General features: G+C 41.3%; 14 protein-coding genes and 1 other RNA gene. 13 read left to right on the top strand and 2 right to left on the bottom strand.

The window, feature by feature from the left end:
- Positions 1-95: 95 nt before the first annotated feature.
- From IZT61_RS01515 to rnpB, 8 genes are all read left to right on the top strand, one after another.
- A complete protein-coding gene (locus IZT61_RS01515) occupies positions 96-467 on the top strand; it encodes a hypothetical protein (protein WP_196099451.1) in 372 nt (123 codons plus the stop codon).
- A 233-nt stretch (positions 468-700) separates the two neighbouring features.
- Positions 701-1,471: an MbnP family protein gene (locus IZT61_RS01510; RefSeq protein ID WP_196099450.1), complete on the top strand. Its 771-nt coding sequence runs from the start codon at positions 701-703 to the stop codon at positions 1,469-1,471.
- A 1-nt stretch (position 1,472) separates the two neighbouring features.
- Positions 1,473-2,510, top strand: coding sequence for a cytochrome-c peroxidase (locus IZT61_RS01505; protein ID WP_230383808.1), 1,038 nt, complete (start codon positions 1,473-1,475; stop codon positions 2,508-2,510).
- A complete protein-coding gene (locus IZT61_RS01500; RefSeq protein ID WP_196099449.1) occupies positions 2,473-3,450 on the top strand; it encodes a transporter family protein in 978 nt (325 codons plus the stop codon). The genes IZT61_RS01505 and IZT61_RS01500 overlap by 38 nt, the downstream gene beginning before the upstream one ends.
- A gap of 10 nt (positions 3,451-3,460) precedes the next feature.
- Positions 3,461-3,916, top strand: coding sequence for a hypothetical protein (locus tag IZT61_RS01495; protein WP_196099448.1), 456 nt, complete (start codon positions 3,461-3,463; stop codon positions 3,914-3,916).
- A gap of 159 nt (positions 3,917-4,075) precedes the next feature.
- Entirely contained in the window at positions 4,076-4,726 is a 651-nt protein-coding gene (locus tag IZT61_RS01490; RefSeq protein WP_196099447.1) for an SCO family protein, read from the top strand.
- Positions 4,727-4,879: 153 nt separating this feature from the next.
- Positions 4,880-5,305, top strand: a complete 426-nt coding sequence (locus tag IZT61_RS01485) for a c-type cytochrome (RefSeq protein ID WP_196099446.1) — start codon at positions 4,880-4,882, stop codon at positions 5,303-5,305.
- A gap of 178 nt (positions 5,306-5,483) precedes the next feature.
- Positions 5,484-5,893, top strand: an RNA gene (gene rnpB / locus IZT61_RS01480) — RNase P RNA component class A.
- Positions 5,894-6,066: 173 nt separating this feature from the next.
- Here the strand turns inward: rnpB and IZT61_RS01475 are convergent.
- On the bottom strand, positions 6,067-6,945 hold the full coding sequence (locus IZT61_RS01475) for a polyphosphate kinase 2 family protein (protein WP_196099445.1): 879 nt from the start codon (positions 6,943-6,945) through the stop codon (positions 6,067-6,069).
- Between the two features lie 143 nt (positions 6,946-7,088).
- Between IZT61_RS01475 and IZT61_RS01470 the strand changes: the two genes are divergently transcribed.
- Positions 7,089-9,539, top strand: a complete 2,451-nt coding sequence (locus IZT61_RS01470; RefSeq protein WP_196099444.1) for a transglycosylase domain-containing protein — start codon at positions 7,089-7,091, stop codon at positions 9,537-9,539.
- 108 nt (positions 9,540-9,647) lie between these two features.
- Positions 9,648-12,800: a peptidase MA family metallohydrolase gene (locus tag IZT61_RS01465; RefSeq protein WP_196099443.1), complete on the top strand. Its 3,153-nt coding sequence runs from the start codon at positions 9,648-9,650 to the stop codon at positions 12,798-12,800.
- A 382-nt stretch (positions 12,801-13,182) separates the two neighbouring features.
- Here IZT61_RS01465 and IZT61_RS01460 read toward each other — a convergent pair whose 3' ends face one another.
- A complete protein-coding gene (locus IZT61_RS01460) occupies positions 13,183-13,533 on the bottom strand; it encodes a GIY-YIG nuclease family protein (RefSeq protein ID WP_196099442.1) in 351 nt (116 codons plus the stop codon).
- Between the two features lie 133 nt (positions 13,534-13,666).
- Here IZT61_RS01460 and IZT61_RS01455 point away from each other — a divergent pair, with 133 nt between their 5' ends.
- The 3 genes from IZT61_RS01455 to IZT61_RS01445 all read left to right on the top strand — a co-directional run bounded on the left by IZT61_RS01455 (position 13,667) and on the right by IZT61_RS01445 (position 16,870).
- Positions 13,667-14,443, top strand: a complete 777-nt coding sequence (locus tag IZT61_RS01455; protein ID WP_196099441.1) for an XRE family transcriptional regulator — start codon at positions 13,667-13,669, stop codon at positions 14,441-14,443.
- Positions 14,444-14,519: 76 nt separating this feature from the next.
- Positions 14,520-14,972 carry a hypothetical protein gene (locus IZT61_RS01450; protein WP_196099440.1) on the top strand — a complete coding sequence of 151 codons (453 nt, stop codon included), beginning with the start codon at positions 14,520-14,522 and terminating at the stop codon, positions 14,970-14,972.
- A gap of 776 nt (positions 14,973-15,748) precedes the next feature.
- Complete coding sequence (locus IZT61_RS01445; protein WP_196099439.1) at positions 15,749-16,870, top strand: aminotransferase class I/II-fold pyridoxal phosphate-dependent enzyme; 1,122 nt, start codon at positions 15,749-15,751, stop codon at positions 16,868-16,870.

Here is a 16,870-nt window from a genome sequence, read left to right as displayed (position 1 = left end):
CCCGCCCCCGTTGATCGCAATCATTGTTCTTTAAACGTCATTCTCATTTTTTCTTTTGCTTCAACCAATTTCTTTAATACTTTTGCAGCAATACCATGATAAAGAGAATCCTGATCTACCTTTTAGTAATTTGCTCCATCTCAAACGGAGTGATGCCCTTATTGGTTTATTCTGGATACAACCTCAACAAAGCTTACATCAGCAGTGTATTTTGCGTTAACAAACAACACCCCGAACTGCATTGCGATGGTCAGTGTTTTTTGGCTAAAAAGCTAAAAGACCTCGACGGAAAAAACAAGCAAGTTCAAGAAAACCTGAAAAGGATTGCCGAGGCTGAGCCTAAATTTCAGGTTCTTGCCATCAATCCGAACATTCCATATTTCATTATCACCTCAGAAAGCGGTTATCTCGAAAAACCTGTTAAAGACCTTTCTGCTTCCATTTTCCATCCGCCCAAGACGGTTTAAGTCATTTATTTTCAGGCGCTTACATTGACTCGGCTGGGTTAAAGCATTTCCAGACCGAAAGTTATCGGAACTGAGCAAAGCGAAAGCTAAAGCCTGAAACAACCATCTGTTATGCGCAGCACTATAAATTGCTGAAACTACGCTTGAGACGTTTCCAAAGAAATTCGATACTTAAAAAATTTGATCGGGTTTCCACTCAGCGTAATATTCAGTTCACTTAAATCGATTTCAAAATGAAATTATCATCATACTTATTGGCATTGCTATGCCCGATTATACTTTTATCATCATGCAAAAAAGGCGATGACCAACCAGCCGCAGATTCAAAATCTAGTTTTACAATGGAGTTTGAACATCAGGTAAACGGATCGCCGCTAACGTTGAACACCAACACTTACAAAAACGCAAAGGGCGAAGATTTTAAGATCAACGTATTTAAATATTATGTGAGCAACATAAAATTAAGCAAGGCTGACGGAACGGTTTTTTTAGTTCCTGAAAGTTATTTTTTAATTGATGAATCGAAACCTGCATCGAAACTGATTACGGTAAACGACATCCCGACAGGCGATTACAACAAAATAGAATACACCATTGGAGTTGATTATGCCCGTAATTTCGCTGGCGCACAAACCGGTGCACTCGATCCGGTTAATGGCATGTTTTGGACCTGGAACAGCGGTTACATTTTTGTAAAATTAGAAGGAACTTCGCCACAGTCTACAGCGGCAAGCAACGCACTAACCTTTCATATCGGCGGCGTAGTTGATCCAAATAATACAATCAGAACCTTCACTGCGGCGATTAATGCGGCCAACCCTTTACGTGTTAGAACAGACGCCAAACCCGACATGCACTTTATCGTAAATGCTGCGGCGCTTTTTACGGGCACAACCGATGTAAGCTTTGCCACACTCAACCTAACAATGGGAGGCGCAAATTCAGTAATTGTTGCCGATAATTATTCAAAGGGTTTGTTCCGTTTAGATCATATTCACAATTAATATGTCGAGCAAAGCAATCGTCTTTGCCATGCTGTTCCTCAGCATGGCACTGATGTACGCCTGTAGTAAAAATGAGGACGAGATTAAGCCGGAAGAAGCGCATATTGCTTTCTCCGTACCGTCTAACTTCCCTGCTCCGGCTTACGATTTTAAGGACAATAAATTAACCAATGCGGGCTTCGCGTTGGGCAAAAAATTGTTTTATGATGCCCGTTTATCGGCCGATAAGAGTGTTTCGTGCGGAAGTTGCCATCAGCAATTTGCAGCCTTTGCCAACCTCGACCATAAAGTGAGTCACGGCGTTAACAATTGCCAGGGAAAGCGTAATGCGCCGCCATTGTTCAATTTGGCCTGGCAGAAAGCGTTTTTTTGGGATGGTGGCGTTAAAAACATCGAAACTTCGCCCCTAAATGCCATTACCGACGCCTGCGAAATGGGTACTGATATCCAAACCATCATCACTTTTTTAAAGAACACTGCACCTTATCCCGACCTGTTCAAAAATGCCTTCGGCTCGTCGGAGATAAATTCGCAGCTCCTTCTAAAATCCATCACACAGTTTACGGCGGTGCTGGTTTCGGGCAATTCAAAGTACGATAAAGTAATGCGCAACGAAAATGGAGCTGCGTTTACCGCTTCCGAGCTCGCAGGCTACAATCTTTTTAAGGAAAAGTGCGCCAAATGCCATGCTGAACCATTGTTTACCGATTGCTCTTATCGCAGCAACGGGCTCGACTTAACCAGTGCCGACGAGGGACGTGCCCACATCACCGGCCTAAGCACAGATTTCGGAACATTCAGAGTACCCACACTTCGCAACATAGGATATACGGGACCGTACATGCACGACGGGCGTTTTTACAACCTCGACGAAGTTCTTGAGCACTATAATTCTGGCGTAAAGGGATCGGCAAATCTCGATGCACAGCTTAAAAGCGGCATTCAACTCAATTCAATGCAAAGAGAACAGATTAAAGACTTTTTAAAAACTTTAACAGATCATGAATTTATCAAAAATACATTATTTAGCGAATCGTAAGCTGTTGATCTTACTATTCGTTTTTGCAGGTACCCAAAGTTTTGCCTGCGATATTTGCGGATGCTTTATGGGCATTACACCCTACTATAATCGCAACAGCATCAGCCTGTTGTATCGTTACCGGTCATTCAGCGGCTACGATGGCCAGTCGCATTCGTTATTTCCTAACGGTGGCAAGTTCTTCATCCCCGCCCGAAGTCAAAATTCGCCAATAACGGGCCATGCTGGTAACCCCGATGATTATGAACTTTACCGTTCGTTAGAAATCAGGGGCAAATATTTTATCAACAGTCGGCTCGAAATCAATGCAATTGTCCCCTATGTTGCAAACAGCGAACGATATAACGGCTACACTTCGTCAATTTCGGGCATCGGAGATGTAAACGTTTACGCAGGATATCATCTGGTGCAAAAGCTCGACGATGGCTTCAAACAGCAATTGATCGCTGGTGCGGGGATAAAATTGCCCACAGGAAAGAACGATTTCAAAAATATGGAAGGCATCCGCTATTCGTCATTAATGCAGGGAGGAACTGGCAGTACCGACGGTTTCGTTTATCTCAATTATATGGTCGGCCTGGGCAAGTTCGGGGCCAGCTTGAACACATCGTACAAAGTAAACGGAACCAACAGCCGCGATGAGGGCATCGCCAATAGTACAACCAGCTTTTTAAACATCTTTTATGTTCAGCGTATCGGTAAAGACGTGCAGGTGATGCCATCGGCGCAGTTTTTTTACGAGTACTCAGGCGGAGAAAAATATAAGGGCGTAAAAACCGGCGAGCATGTAATGAATAACTTAATGGGTGGCGTTGGCCTGGATGTGTTTTACAAGAATGTTGCCTTAAACGCCGGGATTCAAAAAAACATTTGGGAAGGAGAAACCGATCACCCAATGAGCGCCGGAAAGCTCTATGTAGGCGTAACCTATAATTTCTAAACCAATACACATGAAAAATACAACAACATTGGCTTTTTGCTTATTCGCATTGCTTTTTAGTGCGTGCAAAACCGAGCCAGACTCGAAAGCAGTGAAAAAAGAAGTGTTAAACATCCACGACAAGTTGATGGTGGATGGCGAAAAAGTGGTAAAAAACAGAATGAGGCTCGATTCAATCTTAAAATCGGGCAAGGTAAGTTCCATTGCTGATTCTAGCGAACTGGTAACACTGATTGAAAAGCTAAATATTGCCGACGAAGGCATGATGGACTGGATGCACTTTTTCAACGATGATTTCAAGGGGAAAACGGAACAGGAAACCCTTGAATATTATAAATCTGAAATGGTTAAGATTAGGGCAGTAGAAGATCATTATATCGACGTTACCAGACAATCTGATTCGGTTTTGAAAATCTTTAACGTTGTGCCAGCAAAAAAAATGGGCATGGAACACCATAAGCACTAAAAATTTTCACAGATTATACAAGTTTACGCAGACAGATTAGTTGTTCTTTCTGCGTTTACTATCTTTGACGGGCAAGTCCTGGTTTGAGCAAGTAACAAAACCGAATTAAATGCCCGCTGCCCGGGCGGAGGTTGTATATTTACATTTTAATACATAAACATGAACAAAATTATATCTTCAGTTGCACTTTGCTTATTGTCTGTGAGCATCCTTTCCTCATGTCAGCAAGAAAAAAAACTTCCAATTTATGGCGATCGCCAGACAGAGGTTGTGAAGGATGCTTCGGGCGTGGAGAGGATTGATACCGTTTATCAAACAATTCCCGATTGGTCTTTCTTAAATCAAGACAGCGTTGTGGTTACCAACAAAATTACTGATGGAAAAGTGTACGTGGCGGATTTTTTCTTCACCTCTTGCAGCACTATTTGCCCGATTATGCACCGTAACTTACTCACTGTATATAATGAATTTAAAAATAATCCGGAGGTGATGTTCCTATCGCACACCATTGATTTTAAATACGATAAACCCCACGCCTTGAAAAAATACGCTCAAAAATTGGGGGTAGACGGACCAAAATGGCAATTTTTGTACGGCACTAAAGACAGTGTATATACTTTGGCCGAAAAAAATTATCTGGTTGCAGTTGGCGAAGATAGCACCGCAAAAGACGGTTACATACATCAGGGTTATCTCGTTTTAATTGATAAGGACCGAAAAATTCGTGGCGCTTACGATGGCACCAAAGAAGAGCAGGTTGAGCAATTGAAAAAAGATATTCCGGTTTTGCTGGCCGAATATAAAAAGTAGAACGGTAAAGCTAAAAGCTGAAAGAGTAAAGCTGAAAGGTGAAAGCAAAAGACTAGAGACTAAAGGCCAAAGCCGAAGGACTAAAGCGAAACGATTTACCACACATCATGCCTTTTTTAATGCTTCATGGGCCCATTAAGTAACAAAACATACATGCGCAAATACATCATTACTTCTATTTTCGTCTCTTCGGTTATTGCGGTAATTGTATCCTGTCAAAGTCAGGAAGAAATTGACCTGCAAAATTACATGTCGAACGGAAAAGACATTTATCAGGCCAAATGCCAGAACTGCCACGGTGAAAACGGCGAGGGGCTCGGCCTGCTTGCTCCGCCCCTAACCGATTCTGTTTTTTTAAAGAGCAACAAAGCCCGTTTGGCCTGTATTGTTAAAAACGGAGCGAACGAAACCTTTGTTATTCATGGTAAGGAATACAAAGAAAAAATGCCTGCTTTTCCCGAAATGGCGGATATTGATGTAGCCCAGGTAATCACTTATGTGACCAACTCTTTTGGCAATAAGCAAGCCTTCGTGCCTTATAGCGAGGTTTCGAAAGATTTGGAGAATTGTAAAAAATAACGTTATATACAATAACCCATCACATTTCGTACCAGTACTAACCGCAAAACCGGTGTAACTAGGTAACAGATTTCTCAGGAGCGAAAAAGCCCCTTTCGAAATGACGGTAAATGGAGGGAAACAATAAAGACTAAACTTTAACACCTTTTTGCTCAAAAAAGCCCATCTTTGCAAAAAAAATGCAGGTTGTTCTATCGCTGTCTCGATTCGATTCCTATCGGATTATGGAGAGAGAGGAAAGTCCGGGCAACACAGGGCATCTCGCTTTCTAACGGAAAGGGATTCGGGATTGAAGACCTGAATTACGGATCAGTGCAACAGAAAATATACCGCTCCGATAAATCGGAGTAAGGGTGAAAACGTGCGGTAAGAGCGCACGAGCATTGCAGGCGACTGCAGTGGTTTGTAAACCCCGGGAGTTGAAAGACCAAATAGGCTAACATTCCGGCTTTACGTCGGGATAAAGGGCGGCCCGTCCGATGTTAGTGGGTAGGTCGTTAGAGGTAAACGGCAACGTTTACAGTAGATTAATGATAGAAATCCTGATTACTCAGGAAACAGAACCCGGCTTATAGACCTGCATTTTTTTTATTCAAGCGCCAATAAGGGTCGAGGGCGAAAGGTTTAAGGTTGAGGGTACAGGCGTATTGCTACATCTTGTATTCCCTACTCAGTACTCCAGACTCAGTACTCCAGACTCAGTACTCCAAACTCCCTACTTTGGACTCAGGACTCCAGACTCAGGACTGAGGACTCCCTGCTCATTCATTCAGCAAAGCAAGTTTCGTTTCGCTCAGTTTCGCTTGTTCCTCCTCTCCCAGAACCGGGAATTTTAAGTTTAAACTTTTCAATTTATCCTCAATAATTTCGCTTATCGCCAATCTGGCAAACCACTTTTTGTCGGCCGGAATAATGTGCCAAGGTGCATCTGCAGTGCTCGTTTCGTTTATAGCCTCTTCATAGCTTTTCATGTACTTATCCCACAAGGCCCGTTCTTTAATATCGCCCGATGAGAATTTCCAGTTCTTCGCAGGATCGTCAATTCTATCTAAAAAACGTTGCTTTTGCTCATCCATTCCCACATTTAAAAAGAACTTTAAAATCACCGTTCCATTGGCAATTAAATGCTGCTCAAAATTTCTGATACTTTCATACCGTTGTTTCCAAAACGCTTTATTTACATCTTTCAGCTCAGATACACCCGGAATTTTCTCATTTAAAATATACTCCGGATGCACTTTACAAACCAGCACATTTTCATAATGGGAGCGATTATGAATGCCTATCCGCCCACGCTCTGGCAGCGCCTTGTAATGTCTCCATAAAAAATCGTGTTCATATTCCTCTGATGTGGGCACTTTAAAGCTAAATACCTGACATCCCTGCGGATTTAAGCCACTCATTACGTGCTCAATTGCGCTATCTTTTCCGGCAGCATCCATCGCCTGAAAAATAATTAAAAGCGAATGCGTATCTGAAGCATAAAGTCTTTCCTGAAGCTGATTGACCTCAATTTTTGATTTAATTAACGCGTCTTTTGCTTTCTCCTTACTGTAAGTTCCGGTAAAATCGGTCTTCGCTTTTTTGATCGAAAATTTGTGGTCGCCATATACAATCAGATCTTTAAATTCGTTCTTCATATTTCTATTTTGTCTCGGTAAAATTGCAGAATCAATATCTTTAAATATAGAACTAAAAAATAGTATATTAAATAGGCTGATTTGCATTTAGAGTTTTTTATATTTAACCTTTTCAGCATTTACTCAAGATCATCTTAACCAATATGTTTAAAGAGATAAAAAACAAGTACTTACGCTATCCCCTGATATTTATATTTTTTATAATAATTTTCTTTTCCGCTCTTCAACTCAATTTTTTATGGTTATTTGGCTACTCGCCCAGCGTTTCGGACATTAAAGAGCCTACGCTTCGTGTTGGTTCTGAACTTTATACTGCCGACGGAAAATTAATTGGAAGGTATTTTAAAGAAAACCGAACCCCTGTTAACTTCAATGAAATTTCGCCAAGTGTAGTAAAAGCATTGGTGGCTACGGAGGATGTTCGCTTTTACAAACATTGGGGTATTGACATTCAGGCAGTTGGCCGTGCGGTAATCGGATTTGGTAAAGATGGTGGAGCAAGTACGATAACACAACAGCTGGCCAAAAACCTGTATCGCACCCGGTACAACAAATCGCAAGGACTGCTGGTTAAAATCCCTTTGGTAAGAACACTGATTGTAAAGCTTAAAGAGTGGATGACGGCAGTTAAACTGGAAGCGAATTATCCTAAAAACGAGATTCTGACCATGTACCTCAATACCGTTTCGTTTGGTAACAATGCTTACGGAATAAAAACGGCAAGTAGAATTTATTTCGACAAGGAAGCAAAGGATCTTTCTACTACCGATGCGGCCATGCTTGTTGGTATGTTAAAGGGCACTACACTTTACAACCCGACTAAAAACCCCGATAAGGCGCTTGAAAGAAGGAATGTAGTGCTTGCCCAAATGAACAAATACAATTATTTGAGCAAAGACAGCTTGTCGATCCTTTCGAAAGAACCCATAAAACTGAAAGAAGGCGAAATGCAGGACGGCAGCGATGGCGATTCGTATTTGCGAAGTGCTGTGGCCAAATACCTCGAAAAGTGGTGTACGGATAACGGTTACGATTTATACGAAGATGGATTAAAAATTTACACCACCATTGATTCGAAGCTACAGAAGTATGCCGAGGAGGCAGTTGCCGATCAGATGAGAATTTTACAACGTAGATTTTATAATGTTTGGGGAAACGAAGATCCGTGGTATGATTCGGAAAAGCAAAAGGTCGATTATCCCGACAGGGCCATGAAGAACCTGCCTATTTATGCCATGCTGCAGAAAAAATTCCCCAATAATCCCGACTCGGTGCTGGCCTATTTCAACAAGAAAAAGAAGATGCGAATCTTTACTTACAAAGGCGACCGCGATACTTTATTCTCCACGCTGGATTCGATTCGTTATTACGGTAAGATTTTGAATACGGGTATGATGACGATGGAGCCGGCGAGCGGAAAAATCAAAGTTTGGGTTGGTGGTATCGATCACAAATTCTTCAAATACGACCATGTAAACCAGGCAAAAAGACAGGCCGGATCTACCTTTAAACCATTTGCCTATTTAACGGCGCTTGAACAAGGAATGAGCCCCTGCGATAAACTGACCGATAAACCGGTAAAAATTGAATATCAGGATAAAGGGGAAACCAAATATTGGGAACCAAAAAATGCTGATTACAGCGTTAGCTACCGCGAAATGAGCTTACGTTGGGCGATGGCAAAATCGGTAAACACAATTACTGCCCAACTTACCGAAAAAGTAGGTTGGGATAATGTGGTAAAGGCTGCACACGAGTGCGGAATAGATAGCCATTTAGAATCGGTACCCTCGGTGAGCCTGGGCTCTAACGACGTTTCTGTTTATGAAATGGTTAAGGCTTATGCCACTTTTATGAACAAGGGAATTAAAACTGACCCGATTTTGGTGGAGAAAATTACCGATTTGGATGATAACCTGATCGAAGAATTTAAGCCAAAAACCAAACGGGCGTTAACTGAAGAAATTGCCTGGTTAATGACTTATATGTTTCGCGGAGGTATGGAAGAACCCGGAGGCACCTCGCAAGCTTTGTGGGAATGGCCGAACCTGTTTAAAAAGAACAACCAAATTGGTGGTAAAACAGGCACCTCGTCTGATTATGTTGATGCCTGGTACATGGGGCTCACCAAAGATCTGGTAACTGGCGTTTGGGTGGGTTGCGATGAAAGAACCGCCCACTTTAAAAATGGCGAGCAAGGTGAAGGCTCGAGGACTGCCCTACCGATTTTTGCAAAATTTATGGAGAAAGTTTACCTCGATCCATCAACGGGCTACACTTACGGACCGTTTCCTAAAGCTACGGTTGATATTACCAGAACCTATAATTGCCCTAGTCCTCGCATTGTTGTAGATACCACCACCACCGATAGTGTTGCGGTAGATTCGACAGAATTTATTGTGCCAGAGACGCCTGATCAGGAAGATCAACCGGCCACAGAGCAGCCCAAGGTGGTTAAAAAAGAAGAAAAGAAGCCTGAACCCGCTCAAAATCAACCGGCAACAACTGCCCCGCTTTCCAAGAAAGAAGAAAGGGAATTAAGGCGAAAACAACGACAAGAGGAAAGAGAGAAAAAACAAAATAACGAAAACTAGGCTCACACTGGTTTATATTAAATGTTAAATTCCTGATAATGAACTAAACATTCGCTATTTTTATTTCCTGTACTTTGATAGATTTTATTGCACACTAAAACAACCTATATGAAAATAAGCTCTACTATTTTGAAGCGATATTTCCCTATGCTGCTTTTGTTTATGATTTCTTTTTCGGCCCAGGCGCAGTACTTCGGGCAGAACAAGGTAAGATATAAAAAGCTTGACTTTAAGGTGCTCCAAACTCCGCACTTTGAAATTTACTATTACCTAAAAAACGAAAACCTGCTTAAAAGATTCTCGCAAGATGCTGAAACCTGGTATAAAATGCATCAGGAGGTTTTCAGGGATACGTTTGTAACGAAAAATCCATTAATCCTGTACAATAACCACCCCGATTTTCAGCAAACTACAGTTTTAAATGGCGAAATAGGAATTGGAACAGGCGGTGTTACCGAGGCCCTAAAAAACAGGGTTATTATGCCGGTAATGGAATTGAACAGCCAAACACGGCATGTTTTGGGCCACGAGCTGGTGCATGCCTTTCAATATCACACCCTGCTCGAAAAAGACTCCATTAGCCTCGAAAATGTAGGCCAAACGCCACTCTGGATGGTTGAGGGCATGGCAGAGTATTTATCAATCGGTAAAAAAGACGCATTTACATCAATGTGGATGAGAGATGCGATGCTTAATCGCGATATTCCATCGCTCAAAGACTTAACAAACTCAAATAAGTATTTCCCCTACCGTTACGGACAAGCATTCTGGACCTACATTGGCTCGCAATATGGCGATACCACTATTGTTCCCTTGTTTAAAAATACTGCAAAATATGGTTATGAAAATGCCATTCGTTATACATTTGGTTATGATGACAAAACTTTATCCGGCTTATGGAAAAATGCCATTGATGCGCATTATAAACCAATGTTGAAGGCAGATAGTTCGCAAATTAAGATTACGGGAACAAAAATTATCGATAATAAAAACGCCGGAAATATGAATGTTGCCCCGGCATTAAGCCCCGATGGTAAATATTTGGCCTTTATGTCTGAAAAAGACCTCTTCGGAATTGATTTATTTCTGGCCGATGCGAAAACCGGTCGAATTATCCGGAAGCTCAGCAGTCAGATTTCAAACGGGCATATAGACGATTTCAATTTCATTGAATCTGCCGGTGCATGGTCGCCCGATAGCAAACAGTTTGCATTTAGTATTTTTAGTCATGGCAGAAATCAGATGATGATTATTGATGTAGCTAGCGGAGCAACCGTTTCTCAAACCGCTATGGATCAGGTAGCGCAATTTGGGAACCTGACCTGGGCGCCAAACGGAAAAGACATTGCTTTTTCGGGCATGGTTGAAGGGCAAAGCGACATTTTTTCTTACAATCTTGATACAAAAACAGTTACTCAAATTACCAACGACATTTACTCTGATTATGCACCGAATTATTCTCCTGATGGGAAAAAACTGGTATTCTCATCAGACAGAGCTGCGATACAGGCGCAAACCACAAATGCTGTTTTGCCGATAAATTTGGCCGTTTACGATATTGCAGCCAAAACGGTTACGAATTTAGATGTGTTTCCGGGAGCAAACAATTTAAATGCCCAGTTTTCGTCGGATAGTAAGAACGTTTACTTCTTATCAAACAGAGATGGATTCAGAAACCTGTATAAATATAACTTTGCCGATAATACGGTAGATCAATTGACCGATTATTTTACCGGAATCAGTGGAATAACCGAGTTTTCTCCGGCCATATCCGTCTCTACTACGGACGAGATTGTGTACAGCTACTACCGCTATCAACGATACACTTTGTACAATGCTAAGCTCGACAGTTTTAAGGCCAAGCGCATTGGCAATCAGGAAGAAAATTTCGACGCGGCAATTCTTCCTCCGATGGAAAACTTCGGGGTAAACATTATCAACTCAAACCTAAGAAATTTCGATCGTTTCGAAAAAATTGTAGCCGATTCGATGAAGACTGTCCAATATAAACCTAAGTTCAGGCTAGATTATCTGGCCAATAGCGGCGTGGGTGTATCTTCAAGTCGTTTCGGAACAGGTGTTTCGGGAGGCATTGTTGGCATGTTCAGTGATATTTTGGGCACGAACCAAATTATTGCAAATTTATCGGTTAACGGCGAAATTTACGACTTTGGCGGCTTGGTGGGTTATATCAATCAAAAGAGCAGGATCAACTGGGGAGCGGCAATTTCGCATATTCCTTACGTTTCGGGTTTTAGCTCGTACGGTTTTGAGCAGCTGCCCACAAGCAATAACACAACAACGGATGCAATAAATTACCGCACCGATATCATCAGAACTTTCGAAGATCAGGTGCAGGTATTTGGCGCTTATCCATTCAGTAAAATCCATCGCTTTGAACTTGGTGGCGCATTTTCTCATTACAGCTATCGCGTTGATCGGTACAGCAATTATTACAGCCCCAACGGCTATTACCTCGGTTCGGAACGTAGTAAACTGTCTAACGAACAGGCAAGCAACGATTACGGCATCCCTTTCAATTCATTTACTTTATATCAATTGAATGCAGGCTTTGTTGGCGATAATTCGATTTTCGGCCTCACTGGTCCGCTCGATGGATTTAGGTATCGCGTGGCTGGAGAAAAGTATTTTGGAACTTACAATTTTGCAGGTGCTACCGTCGATTTGAGAAAATATTGGAGGGCGAAACCGGTTACCCTTGCAGTGAGATCTTACAATATGTTAAGAATAGGTAAAGATGCCGATCGCCTCTACCCGATGTATCTCGGTTATCCGTACTTGATCAGAGGCTACGAAGTAAACTCCATCTACAAGACCAATTCAAATACGGCATCACAATCTTTCGATATTAACTCACTGAGCGGAAGTAAGATTGCTGTGTTTAATTTTGAAGTTCGTCTGCCGTTTACCGGACCTAAAAAATTGACGGCAATTCCGTCGAAATTTTTGTTTTCAGACTTGAATTTGTTCTTTGATGCGGGTGTTGCATGGACAAACGACACGAAAGTTGTGTTTAAAAACCAGCCTACTTATACGGAGATTCCTGTTAAAGATGAAAATGGCGAAGTTGTCGGGTCGTACCAAACCACCAACGAACGCGTTCCGGCAATGAGCGTAGGCTTATCGTTAAGGGTAAACATATTTGGTTATTTTGTGATAGAGCCTTATTACGCTTTCCCGTTTCAACGAAAGGATGTTAAGGGTGGCGTTTTCGGTTTAACTTTTGCACCGGGCTGGTAAGGGTAAAAATGATAGAATGAGTTAATTATTGAATAATAGAATTAGTGAATTGCGAAATTAATTTACTATTAAAAGATTCAATGCTAAATTGCTTCGTTCTATCATTCTAAAAAGAATTATTCAAATATAACCTCAGAAGTTCGGCTAATGGCATCTTCCCTTTGGGCATATGTGCTTTTTATATGAACGGTCGTCTCGCTGAACTTGATTCAGCATCTTTTTAAGCTAGCTTTTATATTAAACAGATCTTGAAATAAACGGCGTAGCCTCGTGCATTCCATTAAAACATAAACTTGCTATGAAAAAATTTAGGATTATGATGAGCCATATTCTGGAGCGATAACTCGCATCAGGAGCAGTTTTATTAACCAAATTAAAGTTATTAAGACAAACTCGTAAAGGCCAGCTTAACCTGATTCGTTGGGTTTCTATGAAGCAGGATGTTTTCAAAATCTAAACCAATGGTTAAATCAATCCAATCGGGGTTGCAAGACCGTACTAAACGTTCTTTTTGCATCCTTGTAAATCGACTTATCGATTTGAACCGAACCAGCGCCTGTGCTTCTGTTTTAAATTCTTCAAAGTACACCAAACGGGTAAGTTGTTTCCCACTATCAAAAAATAAGTTCGGCATCTGCTTATAAAAATCCAGTGTTTTAATTAAATCAGAGCTCATGCCTACATGCATGCTGGTGCGATTTCTGTCGGTAACGATGTAAACAAACTTTTTCATAATAATGGGTTCAAAAATTAAAACTAAACTATTTAGTATAGCTTCTTGCAATTCAAAATAATATTACTAACTTTATGAGCATAAAATTACTAATTATTTTAGTAATTACAAACTTATTATAAAATTTATTTTTATGTCAAATATTTCAAATAATTTAAAGTATCTCAGAAAGAAAAAAGGCCACACACAGCAGAATTTCGCCGATATTATGGAAATCAAGCGCTCGCTGATTGGTGCTTACGAAGAAGATCGTGCGGAGCCTAAATATGAATTACTAAAAAAAATAGCTGAATATTTTGACTTAACGATCGATGAATTCATCAATGAAAAGATATCTGACAGTTGGAAACCGAAGCCGAAAAGCTCTGGATCTAACTTAAGGGTGCTCAGCATTTCGGTTGATAAAGACGATCAGGAAAATATAGAATTGGTTCCGGTTAAGGCCAGTGCCGGTTACCTTAATGGTTACGCTGACCCGGAGTATATCAGCGACCTTCCGAAATTTCAGTTGCCCCTGCCCGCTTTGAGGCAAGGCACTTTCAGGGCCTTCGAAATTATGGGCGATAGTATGCTTCCGGTTCAGCCGGGTAGTATTATTATAGGTGAATACCTCGATAACTGGAATGAGATTAAAACCGGGGAAACATACGTTGTCATCAGTAAAAACGAGGGCGTTGTGTATAAGCGTGCGGGTAATCGTTTCAGGGAAAACAAAGATTTAAAGCTCATTTCTGATAATAAAGTTTACGATCCATACACGATCAGTGCAGATGATATATTAGAAATCTGGAAAGCAAAGGCCTACATTTCTACATCGTTACCGGAACCTACTCCCGACCCAACAATTGAAACGCTAACCCAAATGATGTCGCAAATGCAGAAATCGATTTCCCAGTTAAATAAGAATTAACATTTATTTAACAACTCGCCATTAAACTCTTTTGCGCTTTTCATATCTATTAAACAAAACACATAAACATATAGACATGAAAAAAGCAATTTTAACAATAGCAATCGCGGTAATGGGTTTAAGTGCCGCATTTGCTCAAGACACTACCAAACGGGTAAGAAGGCAGATGCCAAAAATGACTGCTGAGCAAAGGGCTGACAGGGTAACTGCCCGAATGGAAAAACAACTGAGTTTAACAGCAGACCAAAAATCGAAGATTTATGCAATAGAATTGGATAACGCAAAGAAGATAGATGCATGGCGAACTGCTGATAAAGGCGACATGAAGGGCAAGATGAAAGAGCGCAAGGCCGCGATCGATTCGCAGAAAGCAAAAATTGATGCAGTTTTAACAGCTGAACAGAAAACCAAAATGGAAGCGTTTCGTGCTGAGGCCAGAGAAAAAGGCGAAAGAATGAGAAAAGGAATGCGTCACCGCGATCAAAAAGATAAAACGCCAGTGGTTTCTAATCCGCCAGCACAAGGATAAAAAGTTCATTGGTCAGTCATCGGATGAATACCTGGCACGCTTGCTAGGGTCATCCGATGACTATTTTGCTAATTGGTCACTGATATTTGGTTATTAGTTTGTTAGTCATCGGATAAATACCTGGCACACTCGCTAGATTCATCCGATGACTATTTTGCTAATTGGTCACTGATATTTGGTTATTAGTTTGTTAGTCATCGGATGAATACCTGGCACGCTCGCTAGATTCATCCGATGACTATTTTGCTAATACTGATATTTGGTTAATAGTTTGTTAGTCATCGGATGAATACCTGGCATACTCGCTAGATTCATCCGATGACTATTTTGCTATTTGATTATTGATATTTGGTTATTAGTTTGTTAGTCATCGGATGAATACCTGGCACACTCGCTGGATTCATCCGATGACTATTTTGCTAATTGATTATTGATATTTGGTTATTAGTTTGTTAGTCATCGGATGAATACCTGGCACACTCGCTAGATTCATCCGATTACTACTTGGCTAATTGGTCATTGATATTTGGTTATTAGTTTGTCAGTCATCGGATGAATACCTGGCACACTCGCTAGATTCATCCGATGACTTTTTTGCTAATTGGTCACTGATATTTGGTTATTAGTTTGTTAGTCATCGGATGAATACCTTGCACACTCGCTAGATTCATCCGATGACTTTTTGGCTAATTGATTATCGATAATTGGTTATTTTTATTATTGATTATTTTTAGAAAGCGTTCCGATTATCGGAGCGCTTTCGTTATTTTTGGTCGATGAGCGATATTGAGCAGTTTCTCGACCGTAAACTTGAACAGCGAAGGGTAGATCATTCGATTAGAAAGTTATCAACCCACTTCCCCCCTGTCGATTTTTGCTCAAACGATTACTTAGGCTTCGCAAAATCGGACGAACTCAGATTACTTGCAGAAAACAAAATAAACGATCTGGGAAGAACAACGAATGGCTCGGGTGGCTCACGTTTGTTAAGCGGCAACACGGCATTTACTGAAGAAGTGGAAGCCTACATTGCAGATTTTCACGACGCAGAGAAGGGGTTGATCTTCAATTCTGGTTACGACGCAAATGTGGGTTTATTTTCTTCGGTTCCGCAACGTGGCGACACAATTATCACTGATGAACTGATTCACGCAAGTATTATCGACGGATGCAGAATGAGCCACGCCGACCGCCAGCGATTTGAGCACAACGACCTGAGCAGCCTCGAAAGCAAGTTAAAAATCGCTAAGGGAAAGATCTTTGTGGCAGTAGAAAGTGTATACTCCATGGACGGCGATTGCGCTCCTTTGACAGAAATTGTATCGCTTTGCGAAACTTACAATGCAAACCTCATTGTTGATGAGGCACACGCAACAGGCATATTCGGTCATCATGGAACGGGCCTTGTAAATCAGCTCGGACTTGCAGACCGTGTTTTTGCGAGGGTTGTAACTTTCGGTAAGGCGTTGGGTTCGCACGGGGCTATTGTGCTCGGTAGCAACACCCTAAGAAATTTTCTAATCAATTTCGCCAGATCATTTATTTACACAACAGCAGCACCATTACACAACATTGCGCTAATTTGGGGAGCATATCAGTTGCTTCCGGAGATCGACCAAACAGTTATTCATCAAAAAATTGCTTTGTTTAAGAAGCTTGCAAACGAAAATAATCTGCAGTTGATGGAGAGCAACAGCACCATTCAGGGAGTAGTTTTTTCGTCGAATAGCGAAACTAAAGCAGTTGCGGGGCATTTGCAAAAAAATGGGTTCGATGTTCGTGCCATTTTGAGCCCTACGGTTCCGCTTGGCAAAGAGCGTTTGAGGATTTGCCTGCATAACTATAATTCGGACGAAGAAATCGCATCGCTAGTAAAACACCTTAAAAAGATTAAGTAA

The organism is Pedobacter endophyticus (assembly GCF_015679185.1).
GTDB classification, from domain to species: domain Bacteria; phylum Bacteroidota; class Bacteroidia; order Sphingobacteriales; family Sphingobacteriaceae; genus Pedobacter; species Pedobacter endophyticus.
Note: the sequence above shows the minus strand (reverse complement) of the source record. Positions and strands in the feature narration are given on the sequence as shown.